This is a genomic window from Geobacillus zalihae NBRC 101842, from assembly GCF_001544135.1.
GTDB lineage: Bacteria > Bacillota > Bacilli > Bacillales > Anoxybacillaceae > Geobacillus > Geobacillus zalihae.
Genome location: NZ_BCPV01000006.1, coordinates 82,576 through 98,597, shown reverse-complemented (window position 1 = coordinate 98,597; position 16,022 = coordinate 82,576). Strand labels below are relative to the sequence as shown.

14 protein-coding genes are annotated in these 16,022 nt (G+C 54.7%); all 14 read right to left on the bottom strand.

The features are described from left to right. Positions 1-755, bottom strand: a 755-nt coding sequence (gene divIB / locus GZ1_RS04145) for a cell division protein DivIB (RefSeq protein ID WP_217996039.1), incomplete at its 3' end; no start/stop codon positions are given. 212 nt (positions 756-967) lie between these two features. Then, entirely contained in the window at positions 968-2,068 is a 1,101-nt protein-coding gene (gene spoVE, locus GZ1_RS04140) for a stage V sporulation protein E (RefSeq protein WP_060787945.1), read from the bottom strand. Positions 2,069-2,121: 53 nt separating this feature from the next. Beyond that, complete coding sequence (gene murD, locus GZ1_RS04135; RefSeq protein ID WP_060787944.1) at positions 2,122-3,477, bottom strand: UDP-N-acetylmuramoyl-L-alanine--D-glutamate ligase; 1,356 nt, start codon at positions 3,475-3,477, stop codon at positions 2,122-2,124. Further along, positions 3,478-4,452 carry a phospho-N-acetylmuramoyl-pentapeptide-transferase gene (mraY, locus tag GZ1_RS04130; protein WP_060787943.1) on the bottom strand — a complete coding sequence of 325 codons (975 nt, stop codon included), beginning with the start codon at positions 4,450-4,452 and terminating at the stop codon, positions 3,478-3,480. It lies immediately after the preceding gene. Then, complete coding sequence (locus GZ1_RS04125) at positions 4,437-4,892, bottom strand: hypothetical protein (RefSeq protein WP_060787942.1); 456 nt, start codon at positions 4,890-4,892, stop codon at positions 4,437-4,439. Before GZ1_RS04125 ends, mraY begins: the two co-directional genes overlap by 16 nt. Next, the gene (locus GZ1_RS04120; protein ID WP_020756474.1) at positions 4,889-6,358 is read right to left on the bottom strand and encodes a UDP-N-acetylmuramoyl-L-alanyl-D-glutamate--2,6-diaminopimelate ligase; all 1,470 of its coding nucleotides are present in this window, start codon (positions 6,356-6,358) and stop codon (positions 4,889-4,891) included. Before GZ1_RS04120 ends, GZ1_RS04125 begins: the two co-directional genes overlap by 4 nt. A gap of 113 nt (positions 6,359-6,471) precedes the next feature. Continuing rightward, the gene (locus tag GZ1_RS04115) at positions 6,472-8,406 is read right to left on the bottom strand and encodes a stage V sporulation protein D (protein ID WP_060787941.1); all 1,935 of its coding nucleotides are present in this window, start codon (positions 8,404-8,406) and stop codon (positions 6,472-6,474) included. A gap of 71 nt (positions 8,407-8,477) precedes the next feature. Further along, positions 8,478-10,688, bottom strand: coding sequence for a penicillin-binding protein (locus GZ1_RS04110; RefSeq protein ID WP_060787940.1), 2,211 nt, complete (start codon positions 10,686-10,688; stop codon positions 8,478-8,480). A 6-nt stretch (positions 10,689-10,694) separates the two neighbouring features. After that, positions 10,695-11,051, bottom strand: coding sequence for a cell division protein FtsL (ftsL, locus tag GZ1_RS04105; RefSeq protein ID WP_033006878.1), 357 nt, complete (start codon positions 11,049-11,051; stop codon positions 10,695-10,697). Positions 11,052-11,147: 96 nt separating this feature from the next. Then, the gene (rsmH, locus tag GZ1_RS04100) at positions 11,148-12,080 is read right to left on the bottom strand and encodes a 16S rRNA (cytosine(1402)-N(4))-methyltransferase RsmH (RefSeq protein WP_033006876.1); all 933 of its coding nucleotides are present in this window, start codon (positions 12,078-12,080) and stop codon (positions 11,148-11,150) included. A 278-nt stretch (positions 12,081-12,358) separates the two neighbouring features. Further along, positions 12,359-13,987 carry a bacillithiol biosynthesis cysteine-adding enzyme BshC gene (gene bshC / locus GZ1_RS04095; RefSeq protein ID WP_060787939.1) on the bottom strand — a complete coding sequence of 543 codons (1,629 nt, stop codon included), beginning with the start codon at positions 13,985-13,987 and terminating at the stop codon, positions 12,359-12,361. Between the two features lie 82 nt (positions 13,988-14,069). Continuing rightward, entirely contained in the window at positions 14,070-14,456 is a 387-nt protein-coding gene (locus GZ1_RS04090; RefSeq protein ID WP_013145856.1) for a DUF3397 domain-containing protein, read from the bottom strand. Beyond that, entirely contained in the window at positions 14,449-15,369 is a 921-nt protein-coding gene (locus tag GZ1_RS04085) for a 2-dehydropantoate 2-reductase (protein WP_060787938.1), read from the bottom strand. The genes GZ1_RS04090 and GZ1_RS04085 overlap by 8 nt, the downstream gene beginning before the upstream one ends. 69 nt (positions 15,370-15,438) lie before the next feature. Next, on the bottom strand, positions 15,439-16,017 hold the full coding sequence (locus GZ1_RS04080; protein WP_020755458.1) for an RsfA family transcriptional regulator: 579 nt from the start codon (positions 16,015-16,017) through the stop codon (positions 15,439-15,441). Between the last annotated feature and the right edge of the window lie 5 nt (positions 16,018-16,022).

Below are 16,022 nucleotides of genomic sequence, written 5' to 3'. Positions count from 1 at the left end.
TTTTTCGGGGGGGAGTAAGGAACAAAATAGCTGCCGACTTCCAAATGAATGACTCCTTTGACGTTTCGGTCAAGCGCGGCGACAATCGCAGGATAATGCGACAGCTTGTCCGCAAATTGCCGGATTGTCGCGCTTACTTCATAACCGTCATTCATGTAGACGATGACGCGGTCTTCATATTCCCTCGTCGGCTTGTAGTGAATTTCCGACATGGCGCCCAGCACGGCCGCGGGCAGTTCGGCGAGCTGCCCCGTCATTTCAGCAATGGCGTCGCCGTCTTTCCAGCCGACAAGCACCGGCGCATCGCTTGGCGCCGTCTTCGTCCCTTCTTGCTTTAACAGCCGCCCGTTTTCAAGCAATGGAAAAAACGTTTGCCGGTCATACACATAAGCGATTCGCCGCCATTCGCGGACGTGGATGGCGATCGTGTTCGGCAGCTGTTTTTCCACTGTTGCCTCCTTAATTACTGGATGGCGAGTGAGCTTTTCTTCCACGTTTTGTTCATTCACTTTCCAAAAGCTTGTCCGCTTCGTAATGCCGCTTAAGCTGATGATGCGCTCCGCTGTGAGATGACGGTTGCCGCTCACTTCCACATGCCCGACAGCGCCAAGCGGCGACTGGAAGTAAAGGACGCACAAAATAAATAGAAAAAAGAAAGATAAGTACGCAATGAGCCGGCGGTTCGCTTTCTGGCGGCGCCGCTCCTTCAGTTTCGGCACGCGGTCCTCCAAGACGACGACTTTTCCCTTTTCCATCGCATTCCCCGCTTTCTTCTTCAACGCCCGCGCTGAAACGACCGGTATAAAAACAAACGGCATCCGCTGCCGTTTCTTTGTTTTTGCACTTATTTTCATTATATCACAAATGAATGCAAGAGAGAGCCTGTTTTTATCGCATTTGCCGGCACCGTTCGACGATGGGCTGCGTTCGAGAGACGCCAAAAAAACGGCGGACATCCGCCGCTTGCCTAATACCGGGCATGCCTGCTGATATTAAGCAGCACGCCGATGGCCATCAGCATCAATGTCAGCGACGATCCGCCGTAGCTTAAAAACGGGAGCGTGATGCCGGTAACGGGCATCAGTCCCGTCACAACGCCGATATTGATCATCACTTGAATCGCGATCATCGAAATAATGCCAAGCGCCAAAAAACTTCCGTACAAGTCAGGGGCGCCAAGGGCAATGCGCACGCCGCGCCAAAGAAGAAGGGCAAAGAGCAGGAGAACGAGTGAACCACCGATAAAGCCGAGCTCTTCAGCTAAAATGGCGAAAATAAAGTCGGTTTGCGGCTCCGGCAAGTAAAAAAACTTTTGTCGGCTCTGCCCGAGCCCAAGGCCGAACAAGCCGCCCGGCCCAATGGCGTACAGCGACTGGATGATTTGAAATCCGCTTCCAAGTGGATCTTCCCATGGGTTTAAAAACGATGTAATCCGCTTGATTCGATATGGAGCCGACAGGATGAGGGCGGCAAGCCCAGCGAGCCCCAAAACGCCAAGCCCGGCAAAATGGCTGAGACGGGCGCCGGCGACGAAAATCATCGTCACGCACGTACCAACCATAACGGTGCCCGTTCCTAAGTCCGGCTGCAGCATAATCATGCCGAACGCGGCAAACACAAGCAAAAGCGCCGGCAACAGTCCTTGTTTAAATGACGTAATTTTTTTTTGGTTTTCCGATAAATATTTGGCCAAAAACGCGATCATCGCCAGCTTCATAAACTCGGACGGCTGGATCGAAAACGCCCCGACGCCGATCCAGCTGCGCGACCCGTTGCGAACCATGCCGATGCCGGGAATGAGCACAAGAACGAGCAGCACAAAACAGACGCCAAGCAACACTTTCGACCAGTCGCGCCACACCCAATAATCGATGTTCATGACAAAAAACATAGCGATAATGCCGACGCCCGCAAACAATAGCTGGCGCTTGGCGAAGAAAAACGAATCGTTGAATTTGTATTCCGCCCAAATGGCGCTCGCGCTGTACACCATAATAAGTCCGATGGCCAAGAGCGAAAACGTCAAAATCATGAGCAAAAAATCTGGCGCAGACTTTTTCCGCGGCAATGCCCAACACCTCTATTTTTGTAAACTAGAGGGGAAGGGCTGTCCCTTTCCCTCTATTTCAACTTATGCACGGCATTGATAAAAATGTCCCCTCTCTCCTCGAAAGTTTTGTATTGATCCCAGCTGGCGCATGCTGGAGAGAGCAAAATGACGTCGCCCGGCTCGGAAAGCTCGAAAGCAACCGGGACGGCTTTTTCCACATTATCGACATATCGGATCGTTTCTATTCCCGCTTTTTGGGCGATGCGGCCGATTTTATCCGCCGTCTGGCCGAACAGTACGACCGCCTTCACCTGTTGCAAATACGGGAGAAGATCATCAAACTCATTGCCGCGGTCAAGCCCGCCGGCCAACAAAATGACCGGCTCGCCGGCAAACGCTGAAAGCGCCTTTTGCGTCGCTAAGATGTTCGTCGCTTTCGAGTCGTTGTAAAACCGCCGGCCGTCAATTTCCGCCACATACTGAAGCCGATGTTTCACGCCGGAAAACGTCGCCAGCACCTGGCGGATCGCCTCATCACTGGCGCCGGCCAGCTTGGCGGCCGCCACCGCCGCTAAAATGTTTTCCAAATTGTGCTGTCCAGGAAGAACGATGTCAGCGATTCTGATAACGGGATCACCGTTCCAATAGATGGCGCCATCTTGAACGTACGCCCCTTCGCCAAGAAGCTTCGTCGCCGAAAACAGCACTTTTTGCGATCGAACCGAGGAGGCAATGTTCATCACGAGCGGATCGTCGGCATTGACGACGGCATAATCGCGCTCCGTTTGATTGCGGAAAATGTTCGCCTTTGCCGCTGCATACGCCTCTTTCGTTCCGTGGTAGTCCAAGTGGGCGTCGAAAATATTGAGCAAAACCGCAATGGTTGGGCGAAACTTGTCAATGCCGGCAAGCTGGAACGAAGACAGTTCCATGACAAGCCATTGCCCCGGCTTCGCTTCCCTCGCCACCTCGCAGGCGACAAGGCCGATGTTGCCGGCAAGCAGCGGATCTTGGCCATCCGCTTTTAACATTTCGTAAATGAGCGTCGTCGTCGTCGTTTTTCCGTTGGACCCGGTGATGCCGATAAACGGCCCTTCGGAAATGTGATAAGCAAGCTCCACTTCGGTCACAACCGGAAGCCCCTTCTCAAGCGCCTTTTTCACCATCGGGTTCGTGTACGGAATGCCCGGGTTTTTCACGACAAGGTCAAACGGCTCATCAAGCAGTTCAAGCGGATGACCGCCGCAAACGATGCGAATGCCGAGCGGTTCAAGCTGCTTGGCCTCCATGTTTTCCGAAAGCGGCTTTTGATCATTGACGACGACCTTAGCGCCTAACTCCGCAAGAAGCCGAGCTGCCGCCGCTCCGCTTTTCGCCAATCCAATGACAAGCACACGACGATGTTGATAAAAACGAGTCGGTTTCAATTACATCCACACCTCGATATAAATTGCTAGCATCGCAAATAAAAGGCCGACGGCCCAAAACGTCACAACGATCCGCCATTCTGACCAGCCGACAAGCTCATAATGATGATGAAGCGGACTCATGCGGAACACGCGCCGTCCCGTCGTTTTGAACGAAGCCACTTGAATGATGACCGACAGCGTCTCGATGACAAACACACCGCCGATGATGACAAGCAACAGTTCAAGCTTCGTCAGGACAGCGACAGCGGCGATCGCCCCGCCAAGTGCGAGCGAGCCGGTGTCGCCCATAAACACTTTCGCCGGGTGGGCGTTAAACACTAAAAAGCCAAGCACGGCGCCAACAACAGCGACGCAAAATACAGCGACATCGTACTGGCCTTGATTCCAAGCCAAGACGGCATAAGCGCCAAAGGCGATCGCCGCCGTTCCGGCAAGCAGCCCGTCAAGCCCGTCGGTCAAGTTGACAGCGTTCGAGCCGCCGACAAGCATGAACAACAAGAGCACGCCGTACGCCCATCCGAGGTCGACCGACCAATCGGCGCCGGGAATATGTAACACCGTCGAAAAGCCGCTTTGGCGGTAGACGGCAAAAAAGATGGCTGCGATCAGGAGCTGGCCGATAAATTTTTGCCGGCTCGTCAAGCCAAGATTTCGCTTCATCACGACTTTGATCATATCGTCGAGGAAGCCGAGCACCCCATAGCCGACGGTGACCAACAACAGCAAATACGTCCTCGTCGACAAGCCGGCGATTTTCGGCGTGATCCATAAGGTCGTCGCCACAATCACCAACAAAATCATGATGCCGCCCATCGTCGGCGTGCCTGATTTTTTTTGATGCGACTTCGGCCCTTCCTCGCGGATGCTTTGTCCGAATTTCAACCGCCGCAAAAACGGAATGAACAGCGGCGATAAAATGACAGTGATGAGAAAGGAAGCCGCCATGGCCATGATGATCACTTGTTCTCGCATGCATTGTCACATCCTTTAAACGGCCGAGCGTCCAGCCATCGCTTCTTCAATTTCGCCAGCCGGCGACGCACGGCCTCCCCAGCGATGGGACTGTCTTCGGGAAGCTCGAAGAAAAACTGCGCCTCCCCCTCGCCGCCTTGCTCTAAATACCGTTCAAGCAATGCCGCGGCCGCCTCGAGCGGCGACGGAACGAAAAAAAGTGGAAATTGGTTAGGAATGTAGCGCGGCAACGGTTCGCCAAGAGGCCAAAACGAACCGATCGCCCCGTGTTCAATCGCTGTTTTCAATGTTTCCGCCCCACGCTCAAGCGGGACGAACAATCCTTTCTTCACCTGCTGGATCGGATCGACGAACAGGGCATGAAAACAAATCGTTTCATCGACAATGCCGCGCGCCTCCACCGCCATCGATTGCACCATCCTGTATGCGATCATCGTCATCCTCTCTCCTTCACTGCCGCTCGGGCAACAGCACGATCGTCAAACTCAATCACATCATTGCCAATGATTTGATACGTTTCATGCCCCTTGCCGGCAATCAACACAACATCGCCTTCCTGCGCCTGGCCAATGGCGTAGCGGATCGCCTCTTCACGGTCAGGAATCGTCACATGCTTTCCGACCTCAGCGCTTACTCCCGCTTCCATGTCGCGCAAAATTTGCTGCGGGTCTTCCGAGCGCGGATTGTCGGAGGTAAAAATAGCGACATCCGCATACCGCACCGCCACCTGCGCCATGAGCGGGCGTTTCGACCGGTCGCGGTCGCCGCCGCAGCCGATGACGACATACACGTTTCGCTTCGCCAATTGGCGCACCGTTTTTAAGGCATTTTCTAAACTGTCCGGCGTGTGAGCGTAATCGACGATGATCGTAAAGTTTTGCCCTTCATCAACCGTTTCAAACCGACCCGGCACCGGCTCGACATCCGCAAGCGCCGCGGCGATCGTTTCAAGCGAAAAGCCAGAGGCAAGGCAGGCAGCGGCAGCGGCGAGAATGTTATAGACATTGAACGAGCCGACAAGTTTCGTTTCGACCGCCGCCGATCCGTGCGGCGTGCACAGCCGAAACGCCATGCCGCCGGCGGTCATGCGGATCTGTTCCGCCATCACATCGCTTTTTTCCCTCATCCCGTATGTGACGATCGGCGCGGCCGTCATATGTTTATAATACTGCGAAACCGGATCGTCATGATTGAGAACGGCAAATTTCGGCCGCCGTTCGTCGTAGCGGTTGCCGAGCTGGGCGAACAAAAGCCCTTTGGCGTTCCGATATTCTTCCATTGTCCCGTGATAATCCAAATGGTCTTGCGTTAAGTTCGTAAAGACGGCCACATCGTAATCGCAGCCATGCACCCGCCCTTGGTGCAGCGCGTGCGACGACACTTCCATGGCGACAAACTCCACTCCTTCATCGACCATCTGTTTAAACGTGCGCTGCAAAATGAGCGACTCCGGCGTCGTATTGGCCGCCGGATAGGAGCGGTCGCCGACCTTGATGTGAACCGTGCCAATGAGCCCTGTTTTCTTGCCGGCTTTTCTCGCGATTTGTTCGATGATCGACGTTGTCGTCGTCTTGCCGTTTGTGCCTGTCACTCCAATTAAATGAAGGCGGTGGGTCGGCCGTCCGTAAAATGCGTCCGCTAAAATCGCCATCGCCCGCCGGCTGTCCGACACAAGAACGACGGGAACATCAACGGAAAGCGGTCGCTCGGCCACGATCGCCGCCGCTTTGCGCGCCACCGCTTCCTCGGCAAAGTCGTGTCCGTCTACTGTAAACCCTTTAAGGCAAAAAAAGAGAGAACCGGGGGCAACGCGGCGCGAGTCCATTTCGAGCGCCACGATATCGGGATTGCCTCCATGGTGCACCCAAAAACCGGGCAAGTGTGACAGCAGCGTCAGCAGTTTCATATTTCGTTCATCCCTTTCGCTTCGAAATCGTCCGCTCCGTTAGGCAGACAGCGGAAAAAGGGGCACAACCAACCCGATGTGTCATCGCATCGGTCGCCCCTTGCACGTTCGTCTTACCGTTCTTCCGCCGCTTCGCGTTTCGCCAAATAAATGCGGACCGTTGAGCCTTCTTTCACTTTCGCCCCTGGCTTCGGGGATTGTTCCACAACGACATCTCCCTCGCCACTAACATCTAATTTTAAGTCAAAAAGCTGCTCTTGCAAATCATTTTTTGTCATTCCGATCAAGTTTGGCACTTCAATGACTTTCGGCTCGTTCCAGTCGCGCTCCTTCTCGAGCTGGTCTTTGCGGGGCTTCACGCCCAACGTGCGCAAACTATCTTCCATAATTTTCCCCACAATCGGGGCAGCGACCGTGCCGCCGAACTGAACCGTTCCTTTCGGGTTGTCGACGGCGACGTACACGACAAGCTTCGGGTCATCCGCCGGAGCGAAGCCGATGAACGAAACGATATGGTTGTTTTGCAAATAGCGGCCGCCTTGCGCCTTTTGCGCCGTTCCCGTTTTTCCACCGACGCGGTACCCTTCGACATACGCCTTTTTCCCTGTTCCTTGAGCGACGACGCTCTCAAGTGCGTAACGGACTTGTTTCGATGTTTCCTCGGAAATGACGCGCCGTTTCGCTTTTGGCGTGTTGCGGCGGACGATCTCTCCTGTTTCCGGGTCGACCCACTGCTTGGCAATGTACGGAGTGTACAAAATGCCGCCATTGATTGCCGCCGACACGGCAGCGACTTGCTGGATCGGCGTCACCGACACTCCTTGGCCAAACGCCGTCGTTGCCAGTTCCACCGGCCCGACCCGTTTCAAATCAAACAAAATGCCTGTTCCTTCGCCTTGCAAGTCGATGCCCGTTTTCTCACCAAAACCGAATTGCTTAATGTAACGAAACAACGTCTCCTTTCCAAGCCGCTCGCCAAGCTCGACAAACCCCGGGTTGCACGAGTTTTGCACGACTTCCAAAAACGTCTGATCTCCGTGGCCGCCTTTTTTCCAGCAGCGAAGCGTAGCGCCGGCTACTTTGGCGTAGCCCGGGTCAAAGAAATGGTCTTTCAGCAAATTCACCTTATGTTCCTCAAGCGCCGCGGCCAGCGTAATGATTTTAAACGTCGATCCCGGTTCGTACGTGCTCCAAATCGGCAAGTTGCGGTTGTAAATTTCCGGAGGAACGCTCCGGTAATCCGCTGGATTGAACGTCGGGCGGCTCGCCATCGCCAAAATTTCACCGGTGTTCGGGTCCATGGCGATCGCGATGATGCCGTCCGGATTGTATTTCGCCTCCGCGATGTCAAGTTCGCGCTCCATGATCGTCTGAATGCGCGAATCGATCGTCAACACCAAATTCAAGCCGTCAGTCGGCGGCGTATAGTCATCAGCGATATCGGGCATGCGCCGCCCTTTCGCATCGGAATAAAACTGCACGGAGCCGCGCTCGCCCCTCAGTTCCTTGTCATAATACAGCTCCAACCCGGTGAGCCCTTGGTTGTCAATGCCGGTGAAGCCGAGCACGTGCGACAAATAGCTGCCAAACGGATAGTAGCGCTTCGTATCTTCCGCGATATACACCCCATCCAAGTCGAGGGAGCGCACATTCGCCGCTTTTTCATCGGAAATTTTCCGCCCTTCTTTCAGGCGGACGATCGACGTTTTTTGCGTGATTTGTTTATAGATGGATTCGACCGAACCGCCCAGCACCCCTGCCAGCTTTTTCGCCGCCTCTGCCGGGTTTTTGACTTGCCGCGGAATGACATACACCGTCGGAGCGCTCATGTTCGTCGCCAGCGGGACGCCGTTGCGGTCCAAAATTTCGCCTCGCTTCGGCTCAAACGGAATGTTCCGGCCCCATAGCCCTTTCGCCCGTTCCGCTAATAGATCGCCGAGCCAAAATTGGACGTAGCCGAGACGGAGATCGATAATGGCAAAAATCAAAATCCCGATCAAAAACACGATCGTCAACCGCTTGCGCACGGTAACGTACGATACGCGCATATGGCGGAACCTCCTTCATGGTGGGCTCGTTCCACTATATGCTTGTACGCCCCGTTATAGAACGGCAAAAATCATTCGTGCGGCTCGGCTTCTTTCCGTAAAGCCGCCTCTTTCTCCTTCTCCGCCGCCGCTTTCTCCCATTGGCGCGGCGGAGCCAATTCAACAATTAAATAATCGCCTTTGCGCACCTCCGCTCCCGGACGAATGTTTTGGCTGACGACATAGCCGGTCCCTTTCGTGCTCGGCCGCAAGCCGAGTATATGAGCCACTTTCATAGCGTCGCGCAGCGAGAAGCCGCGCAAATCCGGCATCGTTGCCGCCCCGTCCGTTTTTAACACGACCCGTTCGCCCAAAAGAACGTGATCGCCGCCTTGCGGAAGCTGCTGCTCAACATATTTGCCGCGGCCGATCACGACCGGCACATATCCCTTGTCCTTCAGCTGCTTGGCTGCCGAAGCCGCCGGCTGGCCGATCCATGAATCAAGCGCCTGCGGTTTTGCAGTCTTTGCTTTCATTCGTTTTTCCCCGTTCGGTTCAATATGCAAATATTGCAAACTGCTTTTCATCACCGTCGTAAAAATTTGCGACACCGGCGCCGCTCCGGTTTCGGTCACATCGAGGTGCGGCTGTTGGACCGCGACATACATGAGAAGCTTCGGATCATCCGTCGGCGCCATGCCTAAAAACGAAAAAATGTAGTTTTCCCGTCCGGTCAAATAGCCCCCGGAAGCCGACGGAATTTGCGCCGTCCCCGTTTTGCCGGCGACGCGGTAGCCGTTGATTTGGTACGGACGGCCGGTGCCGTGCTCGGACGTGACGACCGTCTCTAAAATGGCGCGCACTTTGCGCGCGGTTTCCGCCGTAATCGGCTCGCCGACCACGGTCGGCCCATGATCGAGCACGACTTTGCCGCTGTCTGGGTCGACGACTTTCTCGATGACATACGGCTTCATCATTTTCCCATCGTTGGCGATCGCCGTCGCCGCTTGGATTTGCTGGATTGGCGTCACCGATGTCCCTTGGCCGAATCCGGTCGTAATTCGTTCAATCGGGTAGCGATAGCGGATTTGCCCGACCGCTTCGTTCGGCAAATCGATGCCCGTTTTCCGGTCAAAATGGAAACGGTGCAAATATTGCAAAAACCGATCTTCACCAAGCTTTTCTTTCACTAAAATCGAAAAGGCGACGTTTGAAGAGCGCTGCACCCCTTCATTAAACGTGATCGTCCCCCAGCCGACATCGTTATGGTCGCGGATCGTGTTCGGCCCCACTTTGTAGGAACCGGAGCGATACGTTTCGTTGCCGTTATACACTCCTTCGTTGATGGCCGCCGCGAGCGTGAACACTTTCATCGTCGATCCCGGCTCATACGGATAGGAAATGGCGTCATTTAAAAAGTTCGTAATATCACGCTTGTTTGGGTCGAAGCTCGGACGCGTCGCCATCGCCAAAATTTTCCCTGTTTTTGGATCAGCGACGATGGCGATCATTTTTTTCGGCTTGTATTGCTTCTCGACACTGCTCATCGCATCTTCCAAAAACGATTGAATCTTTCCGTCGATCGTCAAATAGACGTTTGCCCCATTGTCCGGCTTGACAATGCGCTCTTCCCCCCCGGGGAGGCGGAAGCCGTTTGCGTCGCCGGCAAACGACACATAGCCGTCTTTTTCACGCAAATACCGGTCAAGTTCTTTTTCCACGCCCATTTTGCCGACCGTTTCGTTAGCTTCATTTTTTTGCGCGTAGCCGATGACGTGCGACGCAAACACGCCGTTCGGATAAAACCGGCTCGTGTCGCGGATGAAAGCGATGCCTGGCAAATGGAGCGCTTCGATTTTCCGTTTCAGCTCAAAACTGATGTTGCGGCCGTAGGACCCAAACTCGACTTGCTTCGCTTTTTTGGTCAAAATGCGCTCCATCGCCTCGACGTCCATGCCAAGCAACGGGGCGAGTTGTTCCGCTGTTTTTTTCGGATCGACCACATGGTGCGGATGATCTGGATCGGTTGTCATCTTCGGATCCAAAACGGCCACAACCGTATACGACGGCACATCTTCAGCCAAAACGGCGCCGTTGCGTTCGAAAATCGTTCCGCGCTTCGCCTTGATCGTCCGCGTTTGTTGATGCTGCCGCTCCGCGATCACAGCCAGCGTTTGGCCGTCCGCTTTGCCGGTCCATTCAAGCTGCACAAAGCGGGCGAACAACAGAGAAAAGAGAAAGCCGAACAGGCAAAACAGGATGAACGCTCCCTGATGGGTGTTGCGATGCTTTCTTGCCTCCATCGCCGATCATTCCTGCACAACTTTCACATGGTTTTCGTTGAGCGACAAACCGAGCTCTTTTGCCTTTTGCAAAATGCGCTCGTACGCGCTCAGCCGTTGCACCTCGATATATAGGTCATTGTTCTCCTTTTTCTGCTCGTCAATCGACGCCTCGAGCTTTTGCACCCCTTTGTTCAATTCGTAAATGCGCACTTGGTTCGAGACGATATGAACCGCCGCATAGAAAACAAACAAGCAAAACAACACAAACAGCATCTTTTCAGCCAGCGACAGGCGAAAGCGCTGCTTCCGCCGCGTCTTCGGGCTTGGCGGTGACGCCGGATGTCGTTGTTCGCGCGCGACTTTGACTGCTGCATCGTTCACATTTTTCCCCTCCTGTTTCTCCATGCATTCGTTTTTCGCCGCAATGGGCGGCGCCCGCATTGAAATTTGGTTGTGTTTCCCCGCTATTTTCGTCATCTACAGCTTTTCGGCAATGCGGAGTTTGGCCGAACGGGCGCGACGGTTTCGTTCGAGCTCTTCCTCGGAAGGAACGATCGGTTTTTTTGTAATGATTTTCAGCACGGGGCGGTAGTCGTCGGGGAGAACCGGAAGCCCCGGGGGCAATGGCGGGCTTTCGCTCGCCTTTTTAAACGTTTCTTTGCAAATGCGGTCTTCAAGCGAATGAAACGTAATGACGCTCACCCGGCCGCCGGGGGCGAGCAGTTCGATCGCCTGCTCGAGCGCCTCGCGAAACGCCTCAAGTTCGTCGTTGACCGCGATGCGAAGCGCCTGAAAAATGCGTTTGGCCGGGTGTCCGCCGCTGCGGCGCGCCGGAGCGGGAATCGCTTCCTTAATCACCTCAACGAGCTCCCCCGTCGTTTTAATCGGCCTCGTGCGGCGCACTTCCTCGATTTTGCGCGCCACTTGCTTCGAAAACTTCTCTTCGCCGTAACGGAAAAAGATGCGGACGAGCTCCTCGTATGGCCAGCGGTTGACAATCTCCGCCGCCGTCAGCCGCTGCTTGCGGTCCATCCGCATATCAAGCGGCGCATCGTGCTGATAGCTGAAGCCGCGCTCGGGTTCGTCGAGCTGCGGCGAAGAAACACCCAAATCAAACAAGACGCCATCGACGGACTTGACGCCAAGCGCCGAAAGCTCCTCTTGCAAAAACCGGAAGTTCCGGTGCACAAACTGCACTTGCCGGCCGTAGCGGGCGAGCCGTTCGCGCGCATGCATGATGGCGGCTTCGTCTTGGTCAAAGGCAAACAGCTTCCCACGTGCCGACAAACGGGAGAGCAAATACTCGCTATGGCCGCCGCCGCCCAGCGTACAATCGACGTAAATGCCGTCAGGTCGGATGTTCAGCCCATCGACTGCCTCTTTCAGCAACACGGTTGTATGTTGAAACACATGTCCACCACCTTCGTTGCATAAAGCCACACTCACATCGGCCAGTGGCCGCCTCCTTATTATATCGCAAAGATGGACAAAATTTTAGCTTTTTTTGTAAAAAAACGTCCTTTTTTGTTTCTTTTTGTCGGACGGACCAATCACGGCCATCCTGGCGGCTTCACCCCTTTACTTTTATTTCCATTTCGTGAATATTGTTTTTTTACAATTCATTTCACAAAAAAGAAAATCCTGCTCAAAGCAGGATGTTTCTTTTCGACTTTTTCTTTGAAAAAGCCTCACATATATACAATTTTATGCATTCCATTGCCAGGACTGCGAATGGCCAAAAGTTTTTCTACAAAATCAAATCCGTAGCGGTTGATGTAATAAAACACGTTCCAAACCCGCTCCTGGAGCGCACCGTTCGGCCGAAGCGACGTCTCGATGCGCCAAAATTTCCGCCGCTCCGCCTCATGTTTGCGCAACAGCGCCCGCTCGAGCGCGTGCTGAAGAAACTCGATTTGCGCCTGAATGATGGCGGCATTTTTCGCCACCAATCCCTCCAATCCGCGGTCAATCGCCACCCCAAGCTCACGGAGCGGCCGGTGCGCCGCGTCAATGTCCGCCTTCGCTTTGGCAAACGCCGAAGCAAGCGGCGCTTGAGCGGTCGCCTCCCGCCACTCCCGCTTTGCTTCATCGAGCCGCCCGGACAATACATCAGCCACCTCAAGGCCGATATCGGACAGGTCGGTTTGCAGCGAACGGCTGACGATTGTCGCCTGCAGACGCGGCACGACCGGAGGCATTTCTAGGTCGAAAAGCGGAAACGCCTCTTTCAATTCCGCCCAATAAGCGATCTCCCCCGGTCCGGCAACGAAAGCGAGCGTCGGCAGCAAGTGCTCTTGCATGAGCGGACGAGTGACGACATTGTTGCTGAAACGGGCCGGATTCGTTTCCGCAAGCTCAAGGAGCTCTTCTCTTGTCCAAACGAGAGTTCCCGCTTTATTGTGAAACAGGCCGCGTTCCTCATCATACTGCAAAAGCGAACGTTCACGGCCGTCGTAATAAAACAAGTTGGCCGCGTCACGACCGATTTCAATCAGCGGCGCATATCCGAGCGCGCGCAACGCCTCTTGCTGAGCGAGCACCACGGCCGTCACATCGCGATGGCGTTCAATGAGCGCGGCGAAAAAGCGGCGCTCAAGCGGCCGCACCGCCGCATCGCCAGCGTTCAAAACAACTAAACCGTGATCAGCGAACAACCGGAGCACAATGGCGGCAAAAAAGTCGACAAACGTGCGCGCCTCATCAAGACACGATGACAAAAAGAAGAGCAGCTCATTCGTCACGTCCGTTTCCCCATACGTTTTGACGACGCGCTCGATCCACTCTTTCGCAGCCATCCGGTCCAGCAGCACATCGGCAGCCATCCGTTTTTCGTTCGTTTTGTGTGGGTACGCTGCTTTTTTTACTTCTCCTTCCTCAACGACATAGACATGATCGATTTCCGCGATGTCATGATCTTCGCCGGCGATCCAAAACAGCGGCACGACCGGGACGCCCAATTTTCGTTCCTGCTCTTTGGCAAGCTGGATGATGGTGATGATCTTATAAATCGTATACAGCGGCCCAGTCAACAGCCCGGCTTGCTGCCCGCCGACAATGACGACGCTTCGCTCGTTGCGCAGTTTCTCAATGTTTGCCATCGTAGCCACACTCGCCGAGAAGCGCCGGTGATAAGCGCGCAAATAGTCGGCAAGCCCTTCTCGGTCATAGGTTCTTCCTTGCAAATAGGCCAACCGCCGACAAAACGCTTCATCGTCCGCCTGGGCATAAGCGAAGCCGCTCTCTGCTGGAAACGCGCCGGTTATGTAATCAGCCGCCAATTTCGTCGCTGCTGGCAACGGAATTTCGCGAACTTCCATGGCGAAAAACTCCCTTTCTTATGTATTCTTTCATGAGTATAGCACGTTTATGGCCAAGAGAAAAAAAGCTTGCTCGGCCACACTAAAGGCTCATCGCAACGCGCATGGCCATTCCGTATACAAGCAGCCCGGCGTAAAGAGAGGCAAAAATGAGAAAACTCGCCCGCCAAAAGACGCGGAACACCGTCCGCAAACGAAAGTCCGCCGTTTTCCGCCAATAGCCAAGCGCGATCGCCGCGTGCAGACCAAACAAAAAGAGAAGAAGAGGAACGAAGTACGATTTTCCAAACAGCACTGTCAGCAAAAAATAGACAGCGGCGATGAAAAAAGCAGTCGCAGCGTTGACCGCGGCATAAAACGCTGCCCGCCTCCGCCTGCCGACCAAGCGTGCTCCGAAGTAGACGAGCAAAAACAGCAGAAGCGGCGCGGTCACAAACGTCGCCAGCGTCGAAGCGAGCCAATCACCCATCCGTCTCTCCCCCTTCCTTCCCTTTCACCGCGCAAAAGACAAAGCGGACGACCGGCAGCATAGCGCCGCGCGCCTCCCCTTGTTTCAACACATAGCCCAAAATGGCGTCAATCTCCGTCCGGCGCCCGTTCGCCAAGTCCATATACATCGACGAATAGTTGTCCGCTGTTTTTTGGCATATGCGGACGACGCGCTCCCACGCCCGATTGGCGTCTTCAAGCGGCAGCACGTTCCGCACCTCATCAAACAGCTGCCTCATCATATCGCGGTACGGAGCCGTTTCTAGCAGCGCCCCGTTTTTCACTTGCAATAGAGCGGTGAGCGGATTGATGACTGCGTTGACGACAAGCTTGTCCACAAGAATGCGCTCCCAATCATCGGCCCATTCGATCGGAAAGCCGCGCTCCCCTTCCCGAAGCTCCCAGGCGTCGCCAAATGAACCATAGCGGGAAGCAAGTGTCAGCTTTCCGGCGCCCGTATGCGCCACCGTCCGGTCATCCAGCTTTATGGCACCATGCTCCACGACGCCGACGAGGACATTTTTGTCGGCAAACATCGTCAACTGCTCGAGATGCCCCATGCCGTTTTGCAAAAAAACGAGCGTGCGAACGCGGCGAAACGCGTCGATTTGCGCACAGACGGAAGCGAGATCGTACTGTTTGACGGTCACAAACACGAGCGGCTCGTCCAGCTCCGCTCCAGCAAACGGCTGCGCGCGCACCGCCACGACCGATGTCTCGCCATCTTTTTTCAGCGCCACACCATGCTCGGCAAGCTGCCTTGCTTGGGACGGACGCCTCGTATAGACCGTCACCCCATGGCGCCGCCCAAGATAAGCGGCGAGCAGCAATCCGATTGCTCCGCCGCCGACAATCCCAATGTTCAATCCTTCTCCCCCGCTTTCTTGCAACATGGCGTTAGCCTTATTTTAGCAGAGATCTTCTTCTTCCGTTAAGAAAAAAAGCCGGCGAAAAGCCAGCCTTTACCCTTCGTCGACGCCTTCAGCCACTGCATTCGGCGCCGGTTTCCCGCTGTCTGTCACCATTTTGCGCGCCCGCTCCATAATGGAAAGCAGCGTTTTATACTCCTCCTGGATCGCAGCTAGTTGTTTTTGCAGCGATTCTTTTTCCATTTGCAACTTTGTTACCATTTGCTGCAGCTGCTCCATATCGTTTTTGAGCGCCCGGTTTTCATCGGCCGTCCGTCGGGCGTCGCGCGCCTTTTGCTCCTCAGCTTGCAAAAAGGCCAGCACTTCCGCCCATGACAAATGGCTTTTGACTGCCGCTTCCACCTTCGCCTGCCCCTCGCTTTCCTTCGTTGATGAGGTTTCTTTTTTTCGCATCTTCCGTTCTTGCTTGGCTTGCTCGATCTCCTCCTTGTACTGCTTGCGAACGCACGAATTCCAGCGAAATCCGCACGCTGCCGCCGTCCGCGACAAGCGCCGCCCGACTTCGGCAAACGCCTCCAGTTGGGTGCCGCCTTCGCGAATATACTGAAGCACAACATTCGCCAACAACTCATCCTCTTCTTTCGTCCATGCGTCTTGACGCACTCCCGTCATCCCCT

Excerpts from the sequence above, each read along its gene's own strand:
- mraY (WP_060787943.1), bottom strand. The coding sequence starts at position 4,452 with ATGCGAGAACAAGTGATCATCATGGCCATGGCGGCTTCCTTTCTCATC.
- GZ1_RS04125 (WP_060787942.1), bottom strand. The coding sequence starts at position 4,892 with ATGACGATGATCGCATACAGGATGGTGCAATCGATGGCGGTGGAGGCG.
- GZ1_RS04120 (WP_020756474.1), bottom strand. The coding sequence starts at position 6,358 with ATGAAACTGCTGACGCTGCTGTCACACTTGCCCGGTTTTTGGGTGCAC.
- GZ1_RS04115 (WP_060787941.1), bottom strand. The coding sequence starts at position 8,406 with ATGCGCGTATCGTACGTTACCGTGCGCAAGCGGTTGACGATCGTGTTT.
- GZ1_RS04110 (WP_060787940.1), bottom strand. The coding sequence starts at position 10,688 with ATGGAGGCAAGAAAGCATCGCAACACCCATCAGGGAGCGTTCATCCTG.
- bshC (WP_060787939.1), bottom strand. The coding sequence starts at position 13,987 with ATGGAAGTTCGCGAAATTCCGTTGCCAGCAGCGACGAAATTGGCGGCT.
- GZ1_RS04090 (WP_013145856.1), bottom strand. The coding sequence starts at position 14,456 with ATGGGTGATTGGCTCGCTTCGACGCTGGCGACGTTTGTGACCGCGCCG.
- GZ1_RS04085 (WP_060787938.1), bottom strand. The coding sequence starts at position 15,369 with ATGTTGCAAGAAAGCGGGGGAGAAGGATTGAACATTGGGATTGTCGGC.
- GZ1_RS04080 (WP_020755458.1), bottom strand. The coding sequence starts at position 16,017 with ATGACGGGAGTGCGTCAAGACGCATGGACGAAAGAAGAGGATGAGTTG.